Genomic DNA, 18,188 nt, shown 5'->3' with positions numbered 1-18,188 from the left:
CGTTTTTCAAACCCGGTTCGTGCGTTCGCCGAAGGTGCGCAGATGGGCCAGCACGCGGCGCCCCATCTCTGCCAGCGGCGCCACCTCGTCGGCGGCACCCAGTGCAATGGCCTCGCGCGGCATGCCGAAGACCACGCAGCTGGCCTCGTCCTGCGCGAAGGTGTAGGCGCCGGCCTGCTTCATGCGCAGCAGGCCTTCGGCGCCGTCCCGGCCCATGCCCGTGAGGATCATTCCGATCGCGTTCTTGCCGGCGTGCCTGGCGGCCGAATCGAACAGCACGTCGATCGAGGGCCGGTGGCGGTTCACCGGCGGCTCCTGGTCGAGCTGCGCCACGTAGTTGGCGCCGCTTCGCCCGAGCGACAGGTGAAAGCCGCCGGGCGCGATGTAGGCATAGCCCGGCAGCACGCGCTCGCCATGCTCGGCTTCCTTCACGGTGATGCGGCACAGGCCGTTCAGGCGCTGCGCGAACGAGCGCGTGAAGCCGGCCGGCATGTGCTGTGCAATGAGCACCGCGGGCGCATCGGGCGGCAGCGGCAGCAGCACCTCGCGGATGGCCTCGGTGCCGCCGGTGGAGGCGCCGATGATGACGAGCTTCTCGGTGCTCAGGAGCGGGCTGCGCAGCAGCGGCTCCTGCGGGTTGCTGTCTGCCGCGCCCTTGGCCGAGGCGCCGTGCCGGCCCGGCAGCAGCCGCGCCGCGGCGGCCGTGCGGATCTTGCCGGCGATGAGCTCGGTGTATTGCAAGAGGCCATCGCGCACGCCGAGCCGCGGCTTGGTCACGAAATCGATCGCACCCAGCTCCAGCGCGCGCAGCGCGATCTCCGAGCCGCGCTCGGTCAGCGACGACACCATGACCACCGGCATCGGCCGCAGGCGCATGAGCTTCTCGAGGAATTCGAGGCCGTCCATGCGCGGCATCTCGACGTCGAGCGTGAGCACGTCGGGGTTCGTCAGCTTGATGAGGTCGCGCGCCTGCAGCGGATCGGCCGCGGTGCCGACCACCGTCATGTCGGCCTGGCTGTTGATGATCTCGGTCATCACGCTGCGGATCAGCGCCGAGTCGTCGACGCAAAGTACCTTGATTTTCTTCATGCGATCCAGCTTCCCTTGCCATATGTGGCGGACCATTTGCGCAGCAGTTCGCCTTCGTCGCGCTGGACCGCCTGGATATCGACCGGTGCGCGCAGCTTGCGCACCACCGCCTTGCCGCTCTCAGGCAGCAGGCACACGCGGCGCGCATGCAGGCCGCGCAGGTCCTGCGCAACGACGGTGATGCGCTGCTTCTCGAGGTAGCGCAGCACGAAATCGGCGTTGCGCCCGCCAATGTTGAGCATGGTCATGTTCGCCAGCACCGCGGCGCCGCCGAAGACCTTGGCCTTGAGCCGCTCGCGGCGCGCGCCCGCGCGCAGCAGCTCGGCGATCAGCACGTCCATGGCATGGGCGCCGTAGCGCATGGCGCCGGCCTGCTCGCGCGAGCCCGCCTCGGCGTCGTCGGGCAGCATGAAGTGGTTCATGCCCGCCACGCCCGCCTCCACGTCGGTGATGCAGGCTGCCACGCAGGAGCCCAGCACCGTGGTCAAGAGGATGCCGGCATCGGTCACGTAGTACTCCGCCGGCAGCAGCTTGACCGCGGCGCAATCGAAGTCGCGGTCGAAGTAGTGGTGCGTGGCCACCGAACCCGGCACGGCCGCGGGCAGGAAGCCCTTCTGCGCAGCGAGGTTCGTGTTCATTGGCGTACCTTCGTGCTTCGCACTGCGGTGCGAGCTTGCTTGGGGCGGCCCGGCGCTGCGCTCATGCACGCGCCTTGCCCAGCGCGTACACAGTCTGCCCGACCGTCTTGAAGCTCTGGTTGACCAGCGAGGCGTTCTCCGAATGCCCCGCGAACAGCAGGCCGTGCGGCTTGAGCAGCGGCATGAAGCGGTCGAGCAGCTTCTTCTGCGTGGGCTTGTCGAAATAGATCATCACGTTGCGGCAGAAGATCGCGTCCACCGGCTCCTTCACGGGCCATGAGGCATCGAGCAGGTTGAGCCGCGAGAACTTGACCATGGCAGCCACCTCGGGGCGCACCCGCACCTTGCCGGCGTTCGCACCCGTGCCCTTGTTGAAGAAGCGCCGCAGGCGGTCGGTCGACATGCGGTTGACCTGCTCCATCGTGAAGACGCCGGCCGACGCGCGGGCCAGCACCGCGGTGTCGATGTCGGTGGCAATCACGCGCGCTGCGCTCGCACGCTCGCCGAGCGCCTCCATCAGCGTGATCGCGATCGAATAGGGCTCTTCGCCGGTCGATGCGGCCGCGCACCACACGGTGGGCGGCTGGGCGCACTTGCGCGCCAGTTCCGCGAGCACCGGAAAGTGGTGCGCCTCGCGGAAGAACGAAGTCAGGTTGGTGGTCAGCGAGTTGATGAACAGCTGCCACTCCTGGCCGTCGCGACTGTCTTCCAGCATGGCCAGGTAGGCCGAAAACTCGGGCAGCCCGAGCTCGCGCAACCGGCGCGAGAGCCGGCTGTACACCATCTGCCGCTTGTGCTCGCCCAGCGCGATGCCGGCGCGCCGGTGGATGAGCGTGCGAATGCGCGAAAAATCGCTGTCGGTGAAAAGAAATTCGGAGGTCATGCGCGCGTCTCGCTAGGCGGCTTCGGCCGGGATCACGTCCTGCGACCAGGCCAGTGCCGACAGGTGTGCGGCATTCACCTGGCCGGCGCTCAGCAGCAGCGCTTCCGCCAGGCGCGCCGCCTCGCCGGTGTCCAGTTCGCAGGCCTCGGCCAGCGAGAGGAAGGGGCCGTACACGCCGCCGCGCGTGAGGATGGCCTGCTGGACCGAATCGGAAAGCTGCACCTTGTTCAGCACCTCCTGCATCGGAATGCCCAGCAGCTGGTCGATCAGCGAGAACATGCCCACCACGAACAGGTTGTCCGACTCGCCCCGCGGCAGCATGATCTCGCCCATCAGCTCGACGAAGCGGCCGCGCATGATGGCCCTCTTCATCATGAAGGGCGGGCTGCCCATGGGGTTGCTGGTGGCCAGCAGCAGCGAGAGCCAGCGGAACAGCGGCGAATAGCCGAGCATCGTCACCGCGTGGTGCAGCGAATGGATCTCGACGCCGGCCCCCACGGCCGGTGAATTCATGTGGCGCAGCAGCCGGTAGGTGAGCGCGGCATCGCGCTTGAGGGCGGCCTCGATCTCGCGCAGGTCCTCGTTGCGCTGGATCATCTGCAAGAGCCGCATGATCAGCACCGACTCGGGCTGCAGCGCATGGCTGCCGGTGCTCGCTGCAGGCGGCGGCAGGCCGCAGTTCGGATCGGCGAACACGTCGACGCGGCGGGCAGCGCAGGCTTCGAAGTCTTTCCACGAGGCCATGCGCGTGGCGATCGGCTGGATCGGCATGTGGTCGGGCTGCTCCTTGCCGCGCGCGGCCGCCACCAGCAGGGGATCGCCGGCACCCACGTCGAAATGGCTCACCAGGCCGAGCAGTTCGGGATCTTCCGGCAGCGCATTGGCGCGGCACAGCATGAAGCTGAACCCCTGCTCGTGCAGGAAGTGCAGGATCGGCCGCAGCTCCTCATTGGCCAGGTCGCCGAGCTCCAGGCAGAGCACGGTGAACTCGGGCGGCAGCGATTGCAGCGCGCCCAGCGCCAGCGATTCGGCATTCACGTCGAAGAACAGTTCGCTGCGCCCCAGCCGCCACGGCGTGTCCGGCGGGTTGAGGTGCTCGGTCACGCAGGCCACGAGCGACTTGAACTGGCTGATCGCATCCGGCGCTTCTTCGGGCCTGGCAGCCGCGCGCCAGTCGAGCTTGTAGCCTGCGACGCGCTTGTGCGCATCGAGCAGCAAGGTGTAGGCCACAAAGCCCTCTGCATTGCGCGGAGCCGCCAGGCCCAGGGCCGCTTCGGCTGCCGGCGTTTCCTCGGCCGTGGCGCGCCGGAAAAAATCAAAACGCATTGCATCGTCTCCGTGGGGTTGTATCCGTCAGGCCGCGACCGGCTCCGCGCGCGCCGCACGGGCCAGCACGGTGGCACGCTCCACGTGCGCGCGCTGGATGCGCGGCATGGCATCCACGTCGATGATGAAAGCCACGCTGCCGTCGCCCAGGATCGTCGCGGCCGAGATGCCCGGCACCTTGCGGTAGTTGGTCTCCAGGTTCTTGACCACCACCTGGTGCTGGCCGAGCAGCTCGTCCACCAGGAGTGCGAAGCGCGTCTCGCCAGCCTGCACGATCACCAGGATGCCCTGGGTCGGGTCGGTCTGCGCGCCGGCCACGTCGAACACGCCGTGCAGCTCGATCAGCGGCAGGTACTCCCCGCGCACCTTGATCACGTGGCCGTCGCTGGTGATCGAATGCAGGTGCTCGGTGCGCGGCTGCAGCGACTCGATCACGTAGCTCAGCGGCAGGATGTAGGCCTCGCTGCCCACCTTGACCGACATGCCGTTGAGGATGGCCAGCGTGAGCGGCAGCACGATGCGGGTGGTGGTGCCCCAGCCCTCGCGCGAGCTGATCTCCACGTGCCCGCCCATCTCCTGGATGTTGCGCTTGACCACGTCCATGCCGACGCCGCGCCCCGAGATGTCGGTGACCTGCTCGGCCGTGGAGAAGCCGGGCGCGAAGATCAGCTGCCACACCTCGTCGTCGGGCATGGTGTCGGTCACGGGCAGGCCCTGCTGCATGGCCTTGGCGAGGATCTTCTGGCGGTTCAGGCCCGCGCCGTCGTCGCTGACCTCGATCACGATGTTGCCGCCATGGTGCTGTGCCGACAGCAGCAGCTGCCCTTCGGCTTCCTTGCCCTTGGCGATGCGCTGTGCCGGCGTCTCGATGCCGTGGTCCAGGCTGTTGCGCACCAGGTGGGTGAGCGGATCGATGATGCGTTCGATCAGGCCCTTGTCGAGCTCGGTCTCCTTGCCGAAGGTGTCCAGGCGCACCTCCTTGCCGAGCTTGGCGCTGACGTCGCGGATCACGCGCGGAAAGCGGCTGAAGACGTAGTCCATCGGCATCATGCGGATCGACATCACCGATTCCTGCAGGTCGCGCGCATTGCGCTCCAGGTGGCCGAGGCCGCTCAGGAAGCGCTCGCACTCCACCGGATCGAGCATGGTGGCGGCCTGCGTGAGCATCGATTGCGTGATCACCAGTTCGCCCACCAGGTTGATGAGCTGGTCGACCTTTTCCACGTCGACGCGGATCGAGCTCGAATCCTTGGCGCCCGCTGCGGCAGCCGAAGAAGACGCCGGCCTGGACGCTGGGCCGGCCGGCGCTGGAGCGGGCTGCGATGCCGCGGCCGCCGGTGCGGCTGGCGCGGCGGCAATGGGCGCGGCCGCAGGAGCCGCATCGCCAGCAGGCTCGGCCGTGATCTCGATCTGCGACTCGTCGATGACGAAGCAGCACACGGCCACGATGTCGTCGGGCGCGCAGCTGGTGTCGAGCAGCACCGTGAGCTGGTCGCCGCTGCGCGTACGCGACAGCAGCTTGCCGAGGTTGCCGAGCTCGTCGGCGAGCAGCTCGCATTCGCTGTCGGACAGGCGCGAGAACCGAATGCGCAGCGCCCCGCCCGGCGCGGACACCGCGGCGGCGGAAGCAGCGGGCACGGCGGCGGGTGCGGGTGCGGGCGCAGGCACGGGTGCCGGTGCGGGCGCCGCCTGCGCACCGTCGCTCTCCAGCGCCAGCTGGCGCAGCACCTCGCAGATGTGCGCCACGCGCTCGGGGTCGGGTTCGTTCTCGGCCTGGTAGGCCATCAGTTGTTCTTGCAAGGCGTCCTTCGTTTCCAGGAATGAATCGATCATCGAGCGGCTCAGCGTCAGCTGGCCGTGGCGCGCGCGGTCCAGCAGGGTTTCCAGAAGGTGGGTGGTGTCGGTCAGTGCGACGAAGCCGAAGGTGGCCGCGCCGCCCTTGATCGAATGCGCGGCACGGAAGATGGCGTTGAGCTGCTCGCTGTCGGGCGACTCGGCGTCCAGCTCGAGAAGCAGCTGCTCCATCTGTGCCAGAAGCTCGACGGCTTCGACGAAAAATGCCTGTGTGAACTGACTGAGATCCATCGTTGCTCCGAACCGGCGTGCATGCGTGCCGGCGTCAATGTCTTTAAGGGTGCGTGGGTGCCGGCGATCCTTTGACGGTCACCTTCAGGTTGTCTGCGGGGGCGAAGAGCGGCGGCTGCGAAGCCTTCGACTTTGCGGGCCGGAGGGCGCCGGCAGTGCCGCCGCCGCCGCTGTTCTCGTGCTCGATCTGCTGCTGCGTGCGGTGGTTGAGCAGGATGATGCTGATGCGCCGGTTGATCGGGTTGCGCGGATTGCTGCGGTCCAGGTGCATGCTGTCGGCCAGGCCGACCACGCGCAGCACCTTGTTCTCGGCCATGCCGCCCATGACCAGCTCGCGCCGCGAGGCGTTGGCCCGGTCGGCCGACAGCTCCCAATTGCCGTAGGAGCGGTCGCCGTTGCTGTAGACGAAGGCATCGGTGTGGCCCGACAGCGTGATCTTGTTGGGCAGCTCGTTGAGCGTGGGTCCGAGTTCGCGCAGGATGGCGCGCATGTGCGGCACCACCTGCGCGCTGGCCAGGTCGAACATCGGGCGGTTCTCGTTGTCGACGATCTGCAGGCGCAGGCCCTCGGTCGTGATGTCGATCAGGATCTGCGAGCGGAACTGGCGGAACACCGGGCTGTTCTCGATGAGCTTGTCCAGCCGCTCCTTCATGCTGGCCAGGCGGTCCGCGTCGGCGTCGTCCTCGGCGTCGGCGCGCTGCACCTCGCCGTCGATCCGCGCGCTCGGGTCCATGCCGCCGCCGGGCACCACGCTGATGCTGGTGCTGCTCTTCTCGCCGCCGCTGAGCGCCACCTTCAGCGGCATGCGGAAGTGCTCGGCGATGCCCTCGCGCTGCTTGGGCGAGGTATTGGACAAGAGCCACATCACGAGGAAGAACGCCATCATGGCGGTCATGAAGTCCGCATAGGCGATCTTCCACCCGCCGCCGTGCCCGCCGCCTCCATGGGCAGCGACCCGCCTGACCACGACCCTGTGCTTTTCCGTGCTCATGACGATGCGCCGCGCCGCTCAGCGCGCCTTGACTTCGCGCACGTGGCTGTCCAGCTCGGTGAAGCTGGGCCGCTCGGTCGAGAACAGCACCTTGCGGCCGAACTCCACCGCCAGCTGCGGCGCGTAGCCGTTGAGGCTGGCGAGCAGCGTGACCTTGGCGCACTGGTACAGCTTCATGCCCTCGGACACCTTCTGGTCGATCAGCGAAGCCAGCGGCGAGACGAAGCCGTAGGCCAGCAGCACGCCAAGGAAGGTGCCCACCATGGCGTGCGCGATGAGCGCGCCCATTTCCGCGGGCGGCAGGTCGGCCGAGCCCAGCGCATGCACCACGCCCATCACGGCCGCGACGATGCCCAGCGCAGGCAGCGCATCGCCCACGCGCGAGAGGCTGTGCACGGGCATCTCGGCCTCGTGCTTGATGGTCTCGATCTCGTGGTCCATCAGCGCCTCGATCTCGAATGCGTCGGTGTTGCCGCTGATGACCAGCCGCAGGTAGTCGCACAGGAACTCCATCACGCCGGCATCGGCCAGGATCTCGGGGTAGCGGCTGAAGATCTGGCTCTGCGCCGGGTCCTCCACGTCGGACTCCAGCTTCATCATCCCTTCCTTGCGCGCCTTGGCCAGCAGCTCGTAGAGCAGCGCGAGCAGGTCCAGGTAGAGCTGCCGGTTGTGCTTGGACGAACGCAGCAGCAGCGGCAGCTCCTTGAGCGTGGCCTTGATCGTCTTGCCGTTGTTGCCCGCAAGGAAGGCGCCCAGCGCCGCGCCGCCGATCATCAGCAGTTCGACCGGCTGGAACAGCACGCCGAAGTGCCCGCCCATCAGCGCATAGCCGCCGAAGACGGCGCCAATCACCACCAGATACCCAACCAGAAGGAGCACGCGCTTCCCCTATTGCCCTTGAGGCGTCGATTCAAAAGCCCTGCCCGGCGGGCAGGGTCCGTGTCAGTGGAGCCCCGCGCCGCCCGGCGCCGCCTCCACGCCAAAACCCATGCCTTCGATGCCGAGCGTGGTGGCCTCGCCCGCCGCGCCGCGCTTGGCGCCGCGCGCCTTGCCCGCGCGCGACGGCGGCCGGCAGAGCACGCACACGTAGCCGCTCTTGTGGTCGTGCGCATGCGCGACGAACTGCCCCGAGCAGCGGCAGCAGGTACTCAGCTGCAGCATGTCGCTGTCGAAAAATCGCACCATCGTGTAGGCGCGCGTGAAATCCAGAATTGGCTCGCTGTCCTGCGCCGCAATTTGCTGCAAATAAAGTTTGTAGCTTTTAATCAATATCCAGACTTTTTCTTCGTCCGAATGAATCTTCATGAATTGATACATGTTGTAAAACATTGACGAATGGATATTCGCCAGCCACGTCATGTACCAATCGGTTGAAAAGGGAAGCAGTCCCTTGGGCGGGGAAACACCCTTGATTTCCTTGTAGAGGCGGATCAGCCGCTCGCGGCTCAGGCCCACTTCCGCCTCCAGGAACTGCAGGCGGGCGCCCAGCTGGATCAGCTGGATCGCAAGCTGGACTTCCCGCACCTCGCCCAGGACGCTCTTGCGCGTCATGCGGCCACCGCTGCTTTTCGGGTCTGCAGGCTTCGTGCCGACATCAGGATCGACATGTGTGCTTGTTGCAGCATCGTGTCCTTACCTTCGCCAACTACGGCCGACATCGAAGCATGCTCGTCCAGCCTGAAACTGCACAGCAGGAAGTTCGACGCCGCCAGCTTGACGATCTGCGCCAGCGACATGCCGGCCAGCATGTCGGCCAGTTCGCTGCTCACGCCGAGCCGAAACATCGCCGCCACGCGGTCCTGCTTGACCAGCTTCTGCGCCAGCAGCATGTAGGCGAGGTTGATGTCGCCGATTTCCCGGGAGATTTCGCCGTTGGCTACGCTCATCACGTTATCCGTTTCCAAAATGCACTCCGTTCAGTCATGTCCTGATTGGGATTATTCACAATATTTAACACTTGTAACCTTCTGCACTACTCAAACTGTAAACAGGGCTACAAGTACATGTAAGCCTTTGTTGCAATCGCACGACGAGCCTTCCGCCGACGCGACCGGCTCTCACAAAGATGGCGATTCAATGAAAAAACATTAATCGGATCGGCCAGCTGCCTGGCCCCTGTCGTTCTCGATGCCATGGATCCACGCCATGACCTCGGCCACCGCCAGGTAAAGCTGCGGCGGAATCTGCCGATCGAGGTCCACCTGCATCAGCAGCCGGACCAGGTCCGGCGAGGCGTGCACGTAGACACCGTTCTCGCGCGCCTGCCGAAGGATCGATTCCGCGGTCACGCCATAGCCCTTGGCCACCACCACTGGCGCCTTCGCGGTGTCGGCGTGGGACAGGGCCACTGCGCTCTGGCGCGGTTGCGCGGGGGTCGTCATGCGGTGCGCTCCATGGCCGTGATCTGCAGGTCCTGCAGCCGCAGGCCGGCGGCCTGGAGACGCGATGCCAGTTCGCCGCCGTCGCTGCGCAGCCGGACCAGCGTCGCGGCCTCGCTGGCGCTCAGGTGCGCCTGGACCAGTTCGCCAGCCAGGCTCAGGCGAAGATCCACCGCGCCCAGCTTCGGCAGCGTGAGCGACACCGTGGTCGTCCAGCGGCGCGCAGGCGTGCCGCCCCCATCGCCGCGGCCTTCGGGCGCATCGCCGGGCTGTTCGGTTTCTTCGTGGATCGACCACGCCATCGGCACACCCGGCCACGCCTGGCCGCTCCAGCGGAACACGGCGGTGGCCAGCAGGTCGAGCTGCTGGTGCACCAGCGCGGCGGTCTGCGGATGGACCAGCTCGGCCGCGGCGGGCGCCGCCGCGCGCGCCGGAGCATTGGCTGCACCGGCTTCAGCGGCGCCGAGGCTGGCCGTGCGCTCCTCGCCGGCCATCGCGGCCACATGGCTTGTCGAGGCAAGCGCGGCCTGGTGGGTCTGGGCGGACGGCGCGCCGGCGCGCGAAGCGATTTCGGACGGCAGTGCCTGCGGCAATGCACCGGACGCCACGGGCGCAGTGGGCCCGCCGGCAGCGAAGCGTGGCGCCGCGGCAGCACGCTGGGCGACAGCAGGCTGGGGCATCGCAGTGGGTGGCGCCCCGGAGGTGCCAGGCACGGCCGGCTGCTGAAGCGGCTGCGTCAGCTGCGTCAGCCGAACCTGCGGCTCCTCGGCCAGCTGCGACAGCGTGCGCAGCCCCATGGCGAATTCGAGCAGATGCGATTCGTAGAAGAGTCCGCTGCCGCTCACCGATCGTCCCAGCGCGGCCGCGAGCACGGCGCCGGCCGGCGCCTCCTGTGGCGACGTCCACACCGGCGTCGCGCCGCGCACCGGCTCCGGTTCGGCATGCAGGTCCGCCAGCACGGCGCCGATGACGCGTGCCGCCGCGGACCACCGCGTGTCGATCGAGGGCGGCGCATCGGCGCGCGGCAGCGCGGGCGGCGTACCGGCCGCAAGGGGCGCCTCGAGCATGGCGTGCGACGGCAGCCGGACATCGTTCTTGACCTTCTGGATCTCGGCCGTCGGCCCGACGGGCATGCTGGTGCCGACCTCGGTCTGCAGCACGGCCAGGTCCGGCCGCGTCGAAGAAAGCTTCGCGGCAAGCAGCGCATCGACGGCAGGTCCGATCGGTCTGTTCATGGCCATGGGCGCAGCGTCGGGCGATCAGTGCGGCAGGCCGTAGGCCTTGCCCAGATCGCTGCGGTTCTGCAGCTGGGCCATCTTGGCCACCAGGCGTTCGAGCTGCGGTTTGACCAGTCCGCACACCTCGGCCTGGTCGGCGTGGATGCGCGCGATCAGGCCGCGCACTTCTTCGAGCTGCGCCGCATCGAGCGACACTGCGCCAACGGCCTTGAGCCGGTCGACCAGCGCCGCGCAGCGGGCTTCGAGCTCGGGCAGCCGGTCCCATTCCCTCGCGCGGGCCAGCGAGGCCATGAGCGACATGGCCGCAGCGAGCTCGCCATAGCAACGGATGACTTCGTGGCGGACGGGCACGGCCTGCGCTTCCAATGTGAAGATGTCAATTGCCGGCACTGGCGCCGCCGATCTCGCGCCATGCGGACGCGACGTTCTCGAGCAATGCCTCCGCCTCGTCGAGCGCCTTCGGCTCGTTGTGCAGGTTGGCATAGAGCAGCCGGCGGATCACGTAGTCGTACAGCGCCGAGAGATTGCCCACCAGTTCGGCGCCAGCCGCGCCCGCGGCCTTGGCATCGAGGGCGGCCTTCAGGCCGTTGTCGACGATGCTCACGGCCTTGGAGATCGCGTTGCCCTTGGCGGCCATCTCGCCGGTGGCCATGTGGTGGCGTGCCATGCCGATGCTGGTGACGACGCCGTCGAACAGCATGACGATGAGCTGGTGCGGCGACGCGCTCATGGTGCGCGTCTCCATGCCGACGCGCGCATACGCGCTGGCGCCGGTCCTGAAGGTGTGGGGGGTGTACATGGGCTGCTTGCTCCGCTGGAATGGCTACTACTTGCCGCTGTTTTGCATGCTCGCGAACTGCTGCGTGAGATAGCTGCTGGTCCGGTTCATCTGGCTCATGAGCAGGTCGAGCTGGGTGAATTGCGTGCGATAGCGCTCCACCTTGGCATCGACCCGCGTCTTCATGTCGGCGTACTGTTCGTCGAGCTGCTTGAGCGATGCGGTCATGCCATCGGAGGCGACCTTGAGCGCGCCGCCGGTGGAGGTGAGGTCGTCCACCAGCGCGCTCAGCTGCTTGCCGTAGCCGGCGGTGCTGCCGGTGGCGCTCGCAAACAGCCCGGAAACGCCGGCCAGGTTGCTGGCGAGCGCCGACTTGAGCTTGGTCGAATCGACCGCCAACGTGCCGTCCTTCTGGAAGGCGACGCCGATTTCCGACAGCACTTTCATGTCGTCGGGGCCGCCGGCCTGCGGCGTGGTGAGCGCCTGCCGGATGCGCGTCTGCAGGTTGCGCAGCGTCGAATCGCCGACCAGCGCGGCGCCGGTCTTGGAGTCCTTGTTGTAGGCGGTCAGCGTGTTGGCCGTGGCCTGCAGGCTGTTGTAGGCCTTGACGAAATCGTTGATGGCCGTCTCCACCGCGGCCGTGTCGGCCTGGGTCGAGAGGCTGCTGCTGCCGGTCTTGAGCAGCGTCAGCGTGGTGCCCTGGATGGCTTCCTTGACGGTGTTGTTCGCGCTGGTCACGGCGATGCCGTTGACGGTGAGCTTGGCGTTCTGCCCTGCCACTGTCTGGCGCAGGTTCTGCGTGCCCGCGGGGTCATTGTTCAGCAGGTTCTGCAGCGCCGCATCGCCGGCCACCGAGACGCGCATGCTCGAGGCCTCGCCGGTCTGCAAGGAGGTCAGCACCAGCCGGTTGGGCGTGCCGCTGCCGTCGTTCACGATGCTGGCCGAGACACCGGCCTTGGCGGCGTTGATGGCGTCGCGGATGCCTGCGAGCGTGTTGTTGCTGCCGTCGATGGTGATCGGCACGGCCGTGCGGGTGGCGTCCTTGGTGAAGCCCGAGCCGTTGTAGGTGCCGGTGGCCGCGTCGAGCGCGCCGCCGGTGACGGTGCCGAAATCGATGGTGATGGTTCCGCTGCCGATGGCCGTGGTGGTGTTCGCCTGGCCCGCCGCAACCAGCGACTGCGACTGCGCGAGCTGCGTCACCTCGATGGCGTAGGTGCCGGCCGCGGCCGTGCTTGCGGCCGCCGCGGTCAGCACGTCGGTGGCGCTGGAGGCAGCCTTCACGCCCTGGAACAGCGCGGGGTCGGACAGCTTCTTGGCCGCGGCCTGCAGCGTGCCGAGCGAGCTTTGCAGCGTGCCGTAGGCCGAGAGCTTGCTCGTGTAGCTCACCTGGCGCTGCTGAAGCGCCACCAGCGGCTGGCTTTCCGCCGTCTGGAGCTGGGTGAGCAGGGTGCCCAGTTCGAGGTTGGCGCCAACGCCCAGGCTGCTGATCGATGCCATGTTGAGATTTCCTGATGTCTGTGAATGAAAAGGCGGCGCCTGTCAGGCTTCCCGGCTCACCAGCAGGCCGGGCGCCTTGCCCAGCACCTTGGCGATGCGCACCACTTCCTCGGAAGGGATCTGGCGGATGACCTCGCCGCTTTCCCGGTCGACCACCCTGACGATGAGCTTGTCGGTGTCCTCGTCCATCTCGAACTGCAGCCCGACCGAGCGGCTCTGCAGCGAAGCATTGGCCTCCTTCACCGCCTGCGCGACCTGCACGGGCGTGGCTTCGTCCACGGCGTCCGATGGCGCGGCCACGGCCTCCTCGGCGGCCTTGCCGGCGGTGCGCCCGGAGAGCGCCTGCATCCACCACGGGCCGTCTGCCGCGGGGCTTACGGGGATCGACATGATTTCCACCTTCTTGTCTTGATTGCTTTCGCTGTCGTCTGCGGCCTGGCCGGAGCCAGGCCGCAGGGAACAGCGCAGCCGGAGCCGGGCTTTCGCCCGACGGCTGCGCAATGCCTTCTCAGATCAACGCAGGAGCGACAGCACGCCTTGCGTGGTCTGGTTCGCCTGGGCCAGCACCGAGGTACCGGCTTGCTGCAGGATCTGCGCACGGGTCATGTTCGACACTTCGGTTGCGTAGTCGGCGTCTTCGATGCGCGAGCGCGAGGACGACAAGTTGGTGATGGCGGTGCCAAGGTTGGAGATCACCGAGTCGAAACGGTTTTGCACCGCACCCAGCGAGCTGCGCAGGTCGTCGACTTGCTTCAGTGCCGCGTCGATCGCTTCCAGCGGGCTGGCCGTCGAGCCGGTCTGCAGGCTGGCCACGGACACCTTCGAGGTATCGACGGTGAAAGCGGCCGTGCCGGCGGTCGTGGCCGTGTCGGCGGAAGCCGGGTCAAGCGCGATGTAGCGGAACATGGCGGTGCCGTCGACCGCGCCGGTGAAGCCCTGGTTGATCAACGACGAGGTTTCGCCTGCGCCGGTGGGCGTGATCGAGACTTCGGCGAACAGGTTGCCGTTCTTGTCGGCAACGGTGTTGCCGGTGAGCGTGGCGCCGCCCGCGGCCAGGCCGAGCTTGGTCGACAGGTCGTCGGTGGTCTTCTCGGCGACGGTCGTCGTGGTGACGGCCGTGGTGGAACCGTAGAGCGACTTCAGCTGGGCAGCCGTGGGCGCATCGCCTGCGGCCGAACCGGTCACGCCGTCGAAGGCGAAGGCGGCCGTGGCGGCGGGGCCGGCAACGTTGAAGCCTTGCATGCCGAGCGTCTTCGAGCTGATTTCCTTCAGGTCGATGTCGATGGTTTCGCCGTCGTTGGCACCCACTTGAACCGTCAGCGGCTTGGCCGACGACGAGAGGACCTTCACGCCGTTGAAGTCGGTCTGCTTCGACACGCGGTCGATTTCACCGAGGCGCAGCTTGATTTCGTCCTGGATGGATTGCAGGTCGCTGGCCGAATTGCTGCCGTTGGCGGCCTGCACCGACAGTTCGCGAACGCGCTGCAGGTTGTTGTTCACTTCCTTGAGCGCGCCTTCCGTCGTCTGCGCCAGCGAGATGCCGTCGTTGGCGTTGCGCGAGGCTTGCGTCAGGCCGCGGATGTTGGCCGTGAAGCGGTTGGCGATGGCCTGGCCGGCGGCGTCATCCTTGGCGCTGTTGATGCGCAGGCCGGAAGACAGGCGCTGGATCGCCGTGTTCAACGACGATTGCGACGCGTTGAGGTTGTTCTGCGTGAGCAGGGAAAGGCTGTTGGTGTTGATGACTTGCGCCATGTTCGACTCCTGATAGACAAAGGTTGTGGACTCCGGCCCTCAGGCCGCAACGCTGGACCCGCTCCCACTGTGAGACTCAAGCCATCGTTGGTTTAGTTATCGGCAGGGCTTTTCAAACATTTAGAGTCCGGCGCAAAAAAAGATGCGCACCCCACAACCTCCGGGTTCAGGCGGGCAGGTTCATCACTTCCTGGTAGGCCGCCACCAGCCGGTTGCGCACCTGCAGCCCGGTCTGGAAAGCCACGTTGGCCTTCTGCAGGTCGACCATCACGTCGTTCAGCGCCACGCCGGGCTTGCCCATTTCGAAGTCCTCGGCCTGGCCGTAGGCCTTGGTCTGTGCGGTGCTGATGCTGTCGAGCGAGCGCCGCAGCTCGGCCGCGAATCCCCCCGGCTGGGCCGCCTCGGCGGCGGGTTGCGCGATGCCGCTCTGGAGCGCGGTGGCGCGCATCTGCTGCAGGACGGATTCGATGGCGGTGATCGACATGGAGGGCTTTCTCTTGATAGGTTGGATCCGGGTGTGGACAAGGAGGCCCAGGGGCCTTCCCGCGTGTTTTCAGCGTAGCAGGCGAAGCCTCGGAGACATGCGCCCAACTGACGGCAAAACCCGCAGTTGTTCGACCAATCGAATATGGCCCGGCTGCTGAGAATCAACGCCGAACCCATAGCTCGCTGACGACACCACGGCCCCCTCGGCATGACCCCAGAACATCGAAGCCTCCAGCCCCTCGCCATGACCCCGCGCCGCCTCGTGCATTTGGCCGCGGCGGAGCTTGCGCAATGAGTTCGGCGGCCCCCGCGGGCGCCAGCCCGGCGCCCTCGCCCGCCTCCGGCCTTGCAGAGCGCCTGCGCGCCCAGCCGAAGCTGCCGCTGATCGTCGGCGCGGCCGCCATCGCCGCGGCCGCCGCGGCGTTCCTGCTGTGGAGCCGCGCGCCCGACTACGGTGTGCTCTACACCAACGTGACGGAGCGCGACGGCGGCGCCATCATCGCGTCGCTGCAGCAGATGAACGTGCCCTACAAGTTCGCCGAAGGCGGCGGCGCGATCATGGTGGCGCGCGACAAGGTGCCCGAGCTGCGCCTGAAGCTCGCCGCCCAGGGTCTGCCCAAGGGCGGCGGGGTCGGCTTCGAGCTGATGGACAACCAGAAGTTCGGCACCAGCAACTTCGCGGAACAGGTGAACTACCAGCGCGGGCTCGAAGGCGAGCTGGCGCGCTCGGTCGAATCGATCGGCTCGGTCGAGTCGGCGCGCATCCACCTGGCGCTGCCCAAGCCTTCGCTCTTCGTGCGCGACCAGAAGAAGCCCTCGGCCTCGGTGATCCTGACGCTGCACCGCGGCCGCAGCATCGACGAGGGCCAGGTCAGCGCGATCGTGCACATGGTCTCCAGCAGCGTGCCCGACCTGAACGCCAAGAGCGTGACCGTGGTCGACCAGCACGGCAACCTGCTGTCGGCCGCCAACGCCGGCGCGCGCGGACTGGACGTGAGCCAGCTGAAATACGCGCAGGAAATCGAGCAGGGCTACATCCGCCGCATCGAGGCGATCCTGCAGCCCATCGTGGGCGCGAGCAACGTGCGCGCGCAGGTGGCGGCCGACATCGACTTTTCCGTGGTCGAGCGCACCGAGGAAAGCTACAAGCCGAACCAGGACCCGCGCACCGCGGCTGTCCGCAGCCAGCAGTCGAGCGAGTCGATGCAGCAGGGCGCCACGCCGCCGGGCGGCGTGCCGGGCGCGCTGTCGAACCAGCCGCCGCAGGCGCCGAGCGCGCCCATCACCGCGCCGCCGAACGCCGCGGCACCGGCGCCGGGAACTGCCGCAACCACCACGGCGGCCGGCACGGCACCGGGCAGCTCACGCAAGGACGTGACGACCAACTACGAGCTCGACCGTTCGATCCGCCATGTGCAGCAAGGCGCGGGCGGGGTGAAGCGGCTGTCGGTGGCCGTGGTGGTGAACCACCGCGAAGCCGCGGACAGCGCCGGCAAGCCGAGCCAGCGCGCGCTCACGCCGGCCGAGCTCGAGCAGATCCGGAACCTCGTCAAGGAAGCGATGGGCTTCAGCCAGGAGCGCGGCGACTCGCTCAACGTGGTCAACAGCGCCTTCGCCCGCGAAGGCGGCGACGAGCAGGCCGGCCCCGCGCTGCCGTTCTGGCGCGACCCCGCCAACCTCGGGCTCGCCATGACCATCGCGCAGTACCTGCTGGTGGCCGGCCTCGCGCTGTTCGCCTGGTTCGCGGTGCTGCGGCCGCTGCTGCGCAGGCACCTCGCGCCGCCCGCCGCCGCGGTGCCCGAAACGGCGCCGGCCGCCCCTGGCGCAGCCGACGACGAGGCGGCCTCGCAGAACAACGCGCGGCTGCGCGAGATCGAGCGCCAGAAGGCCGACCTCGACTACGCGCACCAGACCGCCGACCAGGATCCGCGCCTGGTGGCCACGCTGATCAAGCATTGGATGAATTCATGAGCGACGCAGGCACCCGGAAAAGCGCAATCTTGCTGATGTCGTTGGGCGAAGACCGCGCCGCCGCCACGCTGCACCACCTGCCCGCCACCGAGGTGCAGGCGCTGGGCGTCGCAATGGCCAAGCTGAGCCAGGTCTCCAAGGACGAACTCGCGGCCGTGCTGGCCGAGTTCCGCATGGAGACCGAGCAGCTGTCCGCGCTGCACCTGGGCTCGGGCAGCTACATCCGCGCCGTGCTGCGCAAGGCGCTGGGCGACGACCGCGCCAGCAACCTGCTCGAAGACATCCTGCAGCCCGACGAGCCGCACGGCGGCATCGAGCGGCTCAACGACCTGGAAGCCAGCGAAGTGGTGGAACTGGTGCGCGACGAGCATCCGCAGATTCTGGCCACGCTGCTGGTCCACCTGGACCGCAAGAAGGCCTCCGAGGTGCTCGAAAGACTGCCCGAGCGCCTGCGCCACGACGTGATCCTGCGCGTGGCCACCTTCGGCGGCGTGCAGCCGGCCGCGCTGGCCGAGCTGACCGACGTGCTCACCGAGATGCTCTCGGGCGAAGGCCTCAAGCGCAGCCGCCTGGGCGGCGCGCGCACCGCGGCCGAGATCGTCAACCTGATGAACAGCGCGCAGGAAGAAGAGGCCATTGCCCACGTGCGCGCCCACGACGAGGCGCTGGCCCAGCGCATCGTCGAGGAGATGTTCGTGTTCGAGAACCTGCTCGACCTGGAGGACCGCTACATCCAGCGCCTGCTCAAGGACATCGAGTCCGATTCGCTCATCGTCGCGCTCAAGGGCTCGGCGCCCGAGCTGCGCGAGAAGTTCCTCAAGAACATGTCGCAGCGCGCGGCCGAGACGCTGCGCGAGGACATCGAGCTGCGCGGCCCGGTGCGCGTGTCGCAGGTCGAGACCGAGCAGAAGGCGATCCTGCAGGTCGTGCGCCGCCTGGCCGATGCCGGCGAGATCGTCGTTGCCGCGCCTGGAACCGATGATTTCGTCTAGACATGTTGCTCTCCCCCAAGCTTCGCGCACTTCGTGTCGCTGCGCCAACCCCCTCGCCGGGGGCAACACCTGCAGCCCGGCGAA

19 protein-coding genes are annotated in these 18,188 nt (G+C 67.7%); 2 read left to right on the top strand and 17 right to left on the bottom strand.

Annotation, left to right across the window (positions count from 1 at the left end; genetic code table 11):
* Positions 1 to 6: 6 nt before the first annotated feature.
* From IB278_RS02235 to fliE, 17 genes are all read right to left on the bottom strand, one after another.
* Positions 7 to 1,089: a protein-glutamate methylesterase/protein-glutamine glutaminase gene (locus tag IB278_RS02235; protein WP_145745696.1), complete on the bottom strand. Its 1,083-nt coding sequence runs from the start codon at positions 1,087 to 1,089 to the stop codon at positions 7 to 9.
* A complete protein-coding gene (cheD, locus tag IB278_RS02230; RefSeq protein ID WP_145745697.1) occupies positions 1,086 to 1,727 on the bottom strand; it encodes a chemoreceptor glutamine deamidase CheD in 642 nt (213 codons plus the stop codon). Before cheD ends, IB278_RS02235 begins: the two co-directional genes overlap by 4 nt.
* 61 nt (positions 1,728 to 1,788) lie before the next feature.
* Positions 1,789 to 2,610 carry a CheR family methyltransferase gene (locus IB278_RS02225; protein ID WP_145745698.1) on the bottom strand — a complete coding sequence of 274 codons (822 nt, stop codon included), beginning with the start codon at positions 2,608 to 2,610 and terminating at the stop codon, positions 1,789 to 1,791.
* A 12-nt stretch (positions 2,611 to 2,622) separates the two neighbouring features.
* Positions 2,623 to 3,936: an EAL and HDOD domain-containing protein gene (locus IB278_RS02220; protein ID WP_192322509.1), complete on the bottom strand. Its 1,314-nt coding sequence runs from the start codon at positions 3,934 to 3,936 to the stop codon at positions 2,623 to 2,625.
* Between the two features lie 27 nt (positions 3,937 to 3,963).
* Positions 3,964 to 6,021, bottom strand: coding sequence for a chemotaxis protein CheA (gene cheA, locus IB278_RS02215; RefSeq protein WP_192322508.1), 2,058 nt, complete (start codon positions 6,019 to 6,021; stop codon positions 3,964 to 3,966).
* A gap of 43 nt (positions 6,022 to 6,064) precedes the next feature.
* Complete coding sequence (gene motB, locus IB278_RS02210) at positions 6,065 to 7,012, bottom strand: flagellar motor protein MotB (RefSeq protein ID WP_192322507.1); 948 nt, start codon at positions 7,010 to 7,012, stop codon at positions 6,065 to 6,067.
* A gap of 18 nt (positions 7,013 to 7,030) precedes the next feature.
* Positions 7,031 to 7,891, bottom strand: coding sequence for a flagellar motor stator protein MotA (gene motA / locus IB278_RS02205; protein WP_145745702.1), 861 nt, complete (start codon positions 7,889 to 7,891; stop codon positions 7,031 to 7,033).
* A gap of 63 nt (positions 7,892 to 7,954) precedes the next feature.
* Positions 7,955 to 8,563: a flagellar transcriptional regulator FlhC gene (flhC, locus tag IB278_RS02200; RefSeq protein ID WP_145745703.1), complete on the bottom strand. Its 609-nt coding sequence runs from the start codon at positions 8,561 to 8,563 to the stop codon at positions 7,955 to 7,957.
* The gene (gene flhD / locus IB278_RS02195; RefSeq protein ID WP_186454215.1) at positions 8,560 to 8,898 is read right to left on the bottom strand and encodes a flagellar transcriptional regulator FlhD; all 339 of its coding nucleotides are present in this window, start codon (positions 8,896 to 8,898) and stop codon (positions 8,560 to 8,562) included. Before flhD ends, flhC begins: the two co-directional genes overlap by 4 nt.
* Before the next feature lie 201 nt (positions 8,899 to 9,099).
* Positions 9,100 to 9,393: an EscU/YscU/HrcU family type III secretion system export apparatus switch protein gene (locus tag IB278_RS02190; protein ID WP_145745705.1), complete on the bottom strand. Its 294-nt coding sequence runs from the start codon at positions 9,391 to 9,393 to the stop codon at positions 9,100 to 9,102.
* Positions 9,390 to 10,625, bottom strand: coding sequence for a flagellar hook-length control protein FliK (locus IB278_RS02185; protein WP_192322506.1), 1,236 nt, complete (start codon positions 10,623 to 10,625; stop codon positions 9,390 to 9,392). The genes IB278_RS02190 and IB278_RS02185 overlap by 4 nt, the downstream gene beginning before the upstream one ends.
* Before the next feature lie 24 nt (positions 10,626 to 10,649).
* Positions 10,650 to 10,979 carry a flagellar protein FliT gene (locus IB278_RS02180; RefSeq protein WP_261380349.1) on the bottom strand — a complete coding sequence of 110 codons (330 nt, stop codon included), beginning with the start codon at positions 10,977 to 10,979 and terminating at the stop codon, positions 10,650 to 10,652.
* A gap of 25 nt (positions 10,980 to 11,004) precedes the next feature.
* Positions 11,005 to 11,427: a flagellar export chaperone FliS gene (gene fliS, locus IB278_RS02175; protein ID WP_145745707.1), complete on the bottom strand. Its 423-nt coding sequence runs from the start codon at positions 11,425 to 11,427 to the stop codon at positions 11,005 to 11,007.
* Positions 11,428 to 11,454: 27 nt separating this feature from the next.
* Entirely contained in the window at positions 11,455 to 12,903 is a 1,449-nt protein-coding gene (gene fliD, locus IB278_RS02170) for a flagellar filament capping protein FliD (RefSeq protein ID WP_145745708.1), read from the bottom strand.
* A 42-nt stretch (positions 12,904 to 12,945) separates the two neighbouring features.
* The gene (locus IB278_RS02165; protein WP_145745709.1) at positions 12,946 to 13,293 is read right to left on the bottom strand and encodes a flagellar protein FlaG; all 348 of its coding nucleotides are present in this window, start codon (positions 13,291 to 13,293) and stop codon (positions 12,946 to 12,948) included.
* A 123-nt stretch (positions 13,294 to 13,416) separates the two neighbouring features.
* A complete protein-coding gene (locus IB278_RS02160; RefSeq protein ID WP_145745710.1) occupies positions 13,417 to 14,655 on the bottom strand; it encodes a FliC/FljB family flagellin in 1,239 nt (412 codons plus the stop codon).
* A gap of 166 nt (positions 14,656 to 14,821) precedes the next feature.
* Positions 14,822 to 15,139 carry a flagellar hook-basal body complex protein FliE gene (gene fliE, locus IB278_RS02155; RefSeq protein ID WP_015866941.1) on the bottom strand — a complete coding sequence of 106 codons (318 nt, stop codon included), beginning with the start codon at positions 15,137 to 15,139 and terminating at the stop codon, positions 14,822 to 14,824.
* A 293-nt stretch (positions 15,140 to 15,432) separates the two neighbouring features.
* Between fliE and fliF the strand changes: the two genes are divergently transcribed.
* Together fliF and fliG are read left to right on the top strand one after the other, a co-directional pair.
* The gene (fliF, locus tag IB278_RS02150; protein ID WP_145745711.1) at positions 15,433 to 17,112 is read left to right on the top strand and encodes a flagellar basal-body MS-ring/collar protein FliF; all 1,680 of its coding nucleotides are present in this window, start codon (positions 15,433 to 15,435) and stop codon (positions 17,110 to 17,112) included.
* Positions 17,109 to 18,104: a flagellar motor switch protein FliG gene (gene fliG, locus IB278_RS02145; protein WP_145745712.1), complete on the top strand. Its 996-nt coding sequence runs from the start codon at positions 17,109 to 17,111 to the stop codon at positions 18,102 to 18,104. The genes fliF and fliG overlap by 4 nt, the downstream gene beginning before the upstream one ends.
* Positions 18,105 to 18,188 lie beyond the last annotated feature (84 nt).

This window comes from Variovorax sp. VRV01 (assembly GCF_014852545.1).
GTDB classification, from domain to species: Bacteria; Pseudomonadota; Gammaproteobacteria; order Burkholderiales; family Burkholderiaceae_C; genus Variovorax; species Variovorax beijingensis_A.
This window is presented reverse-complemented; position numbering and strand designations above follow the sequence as displayed.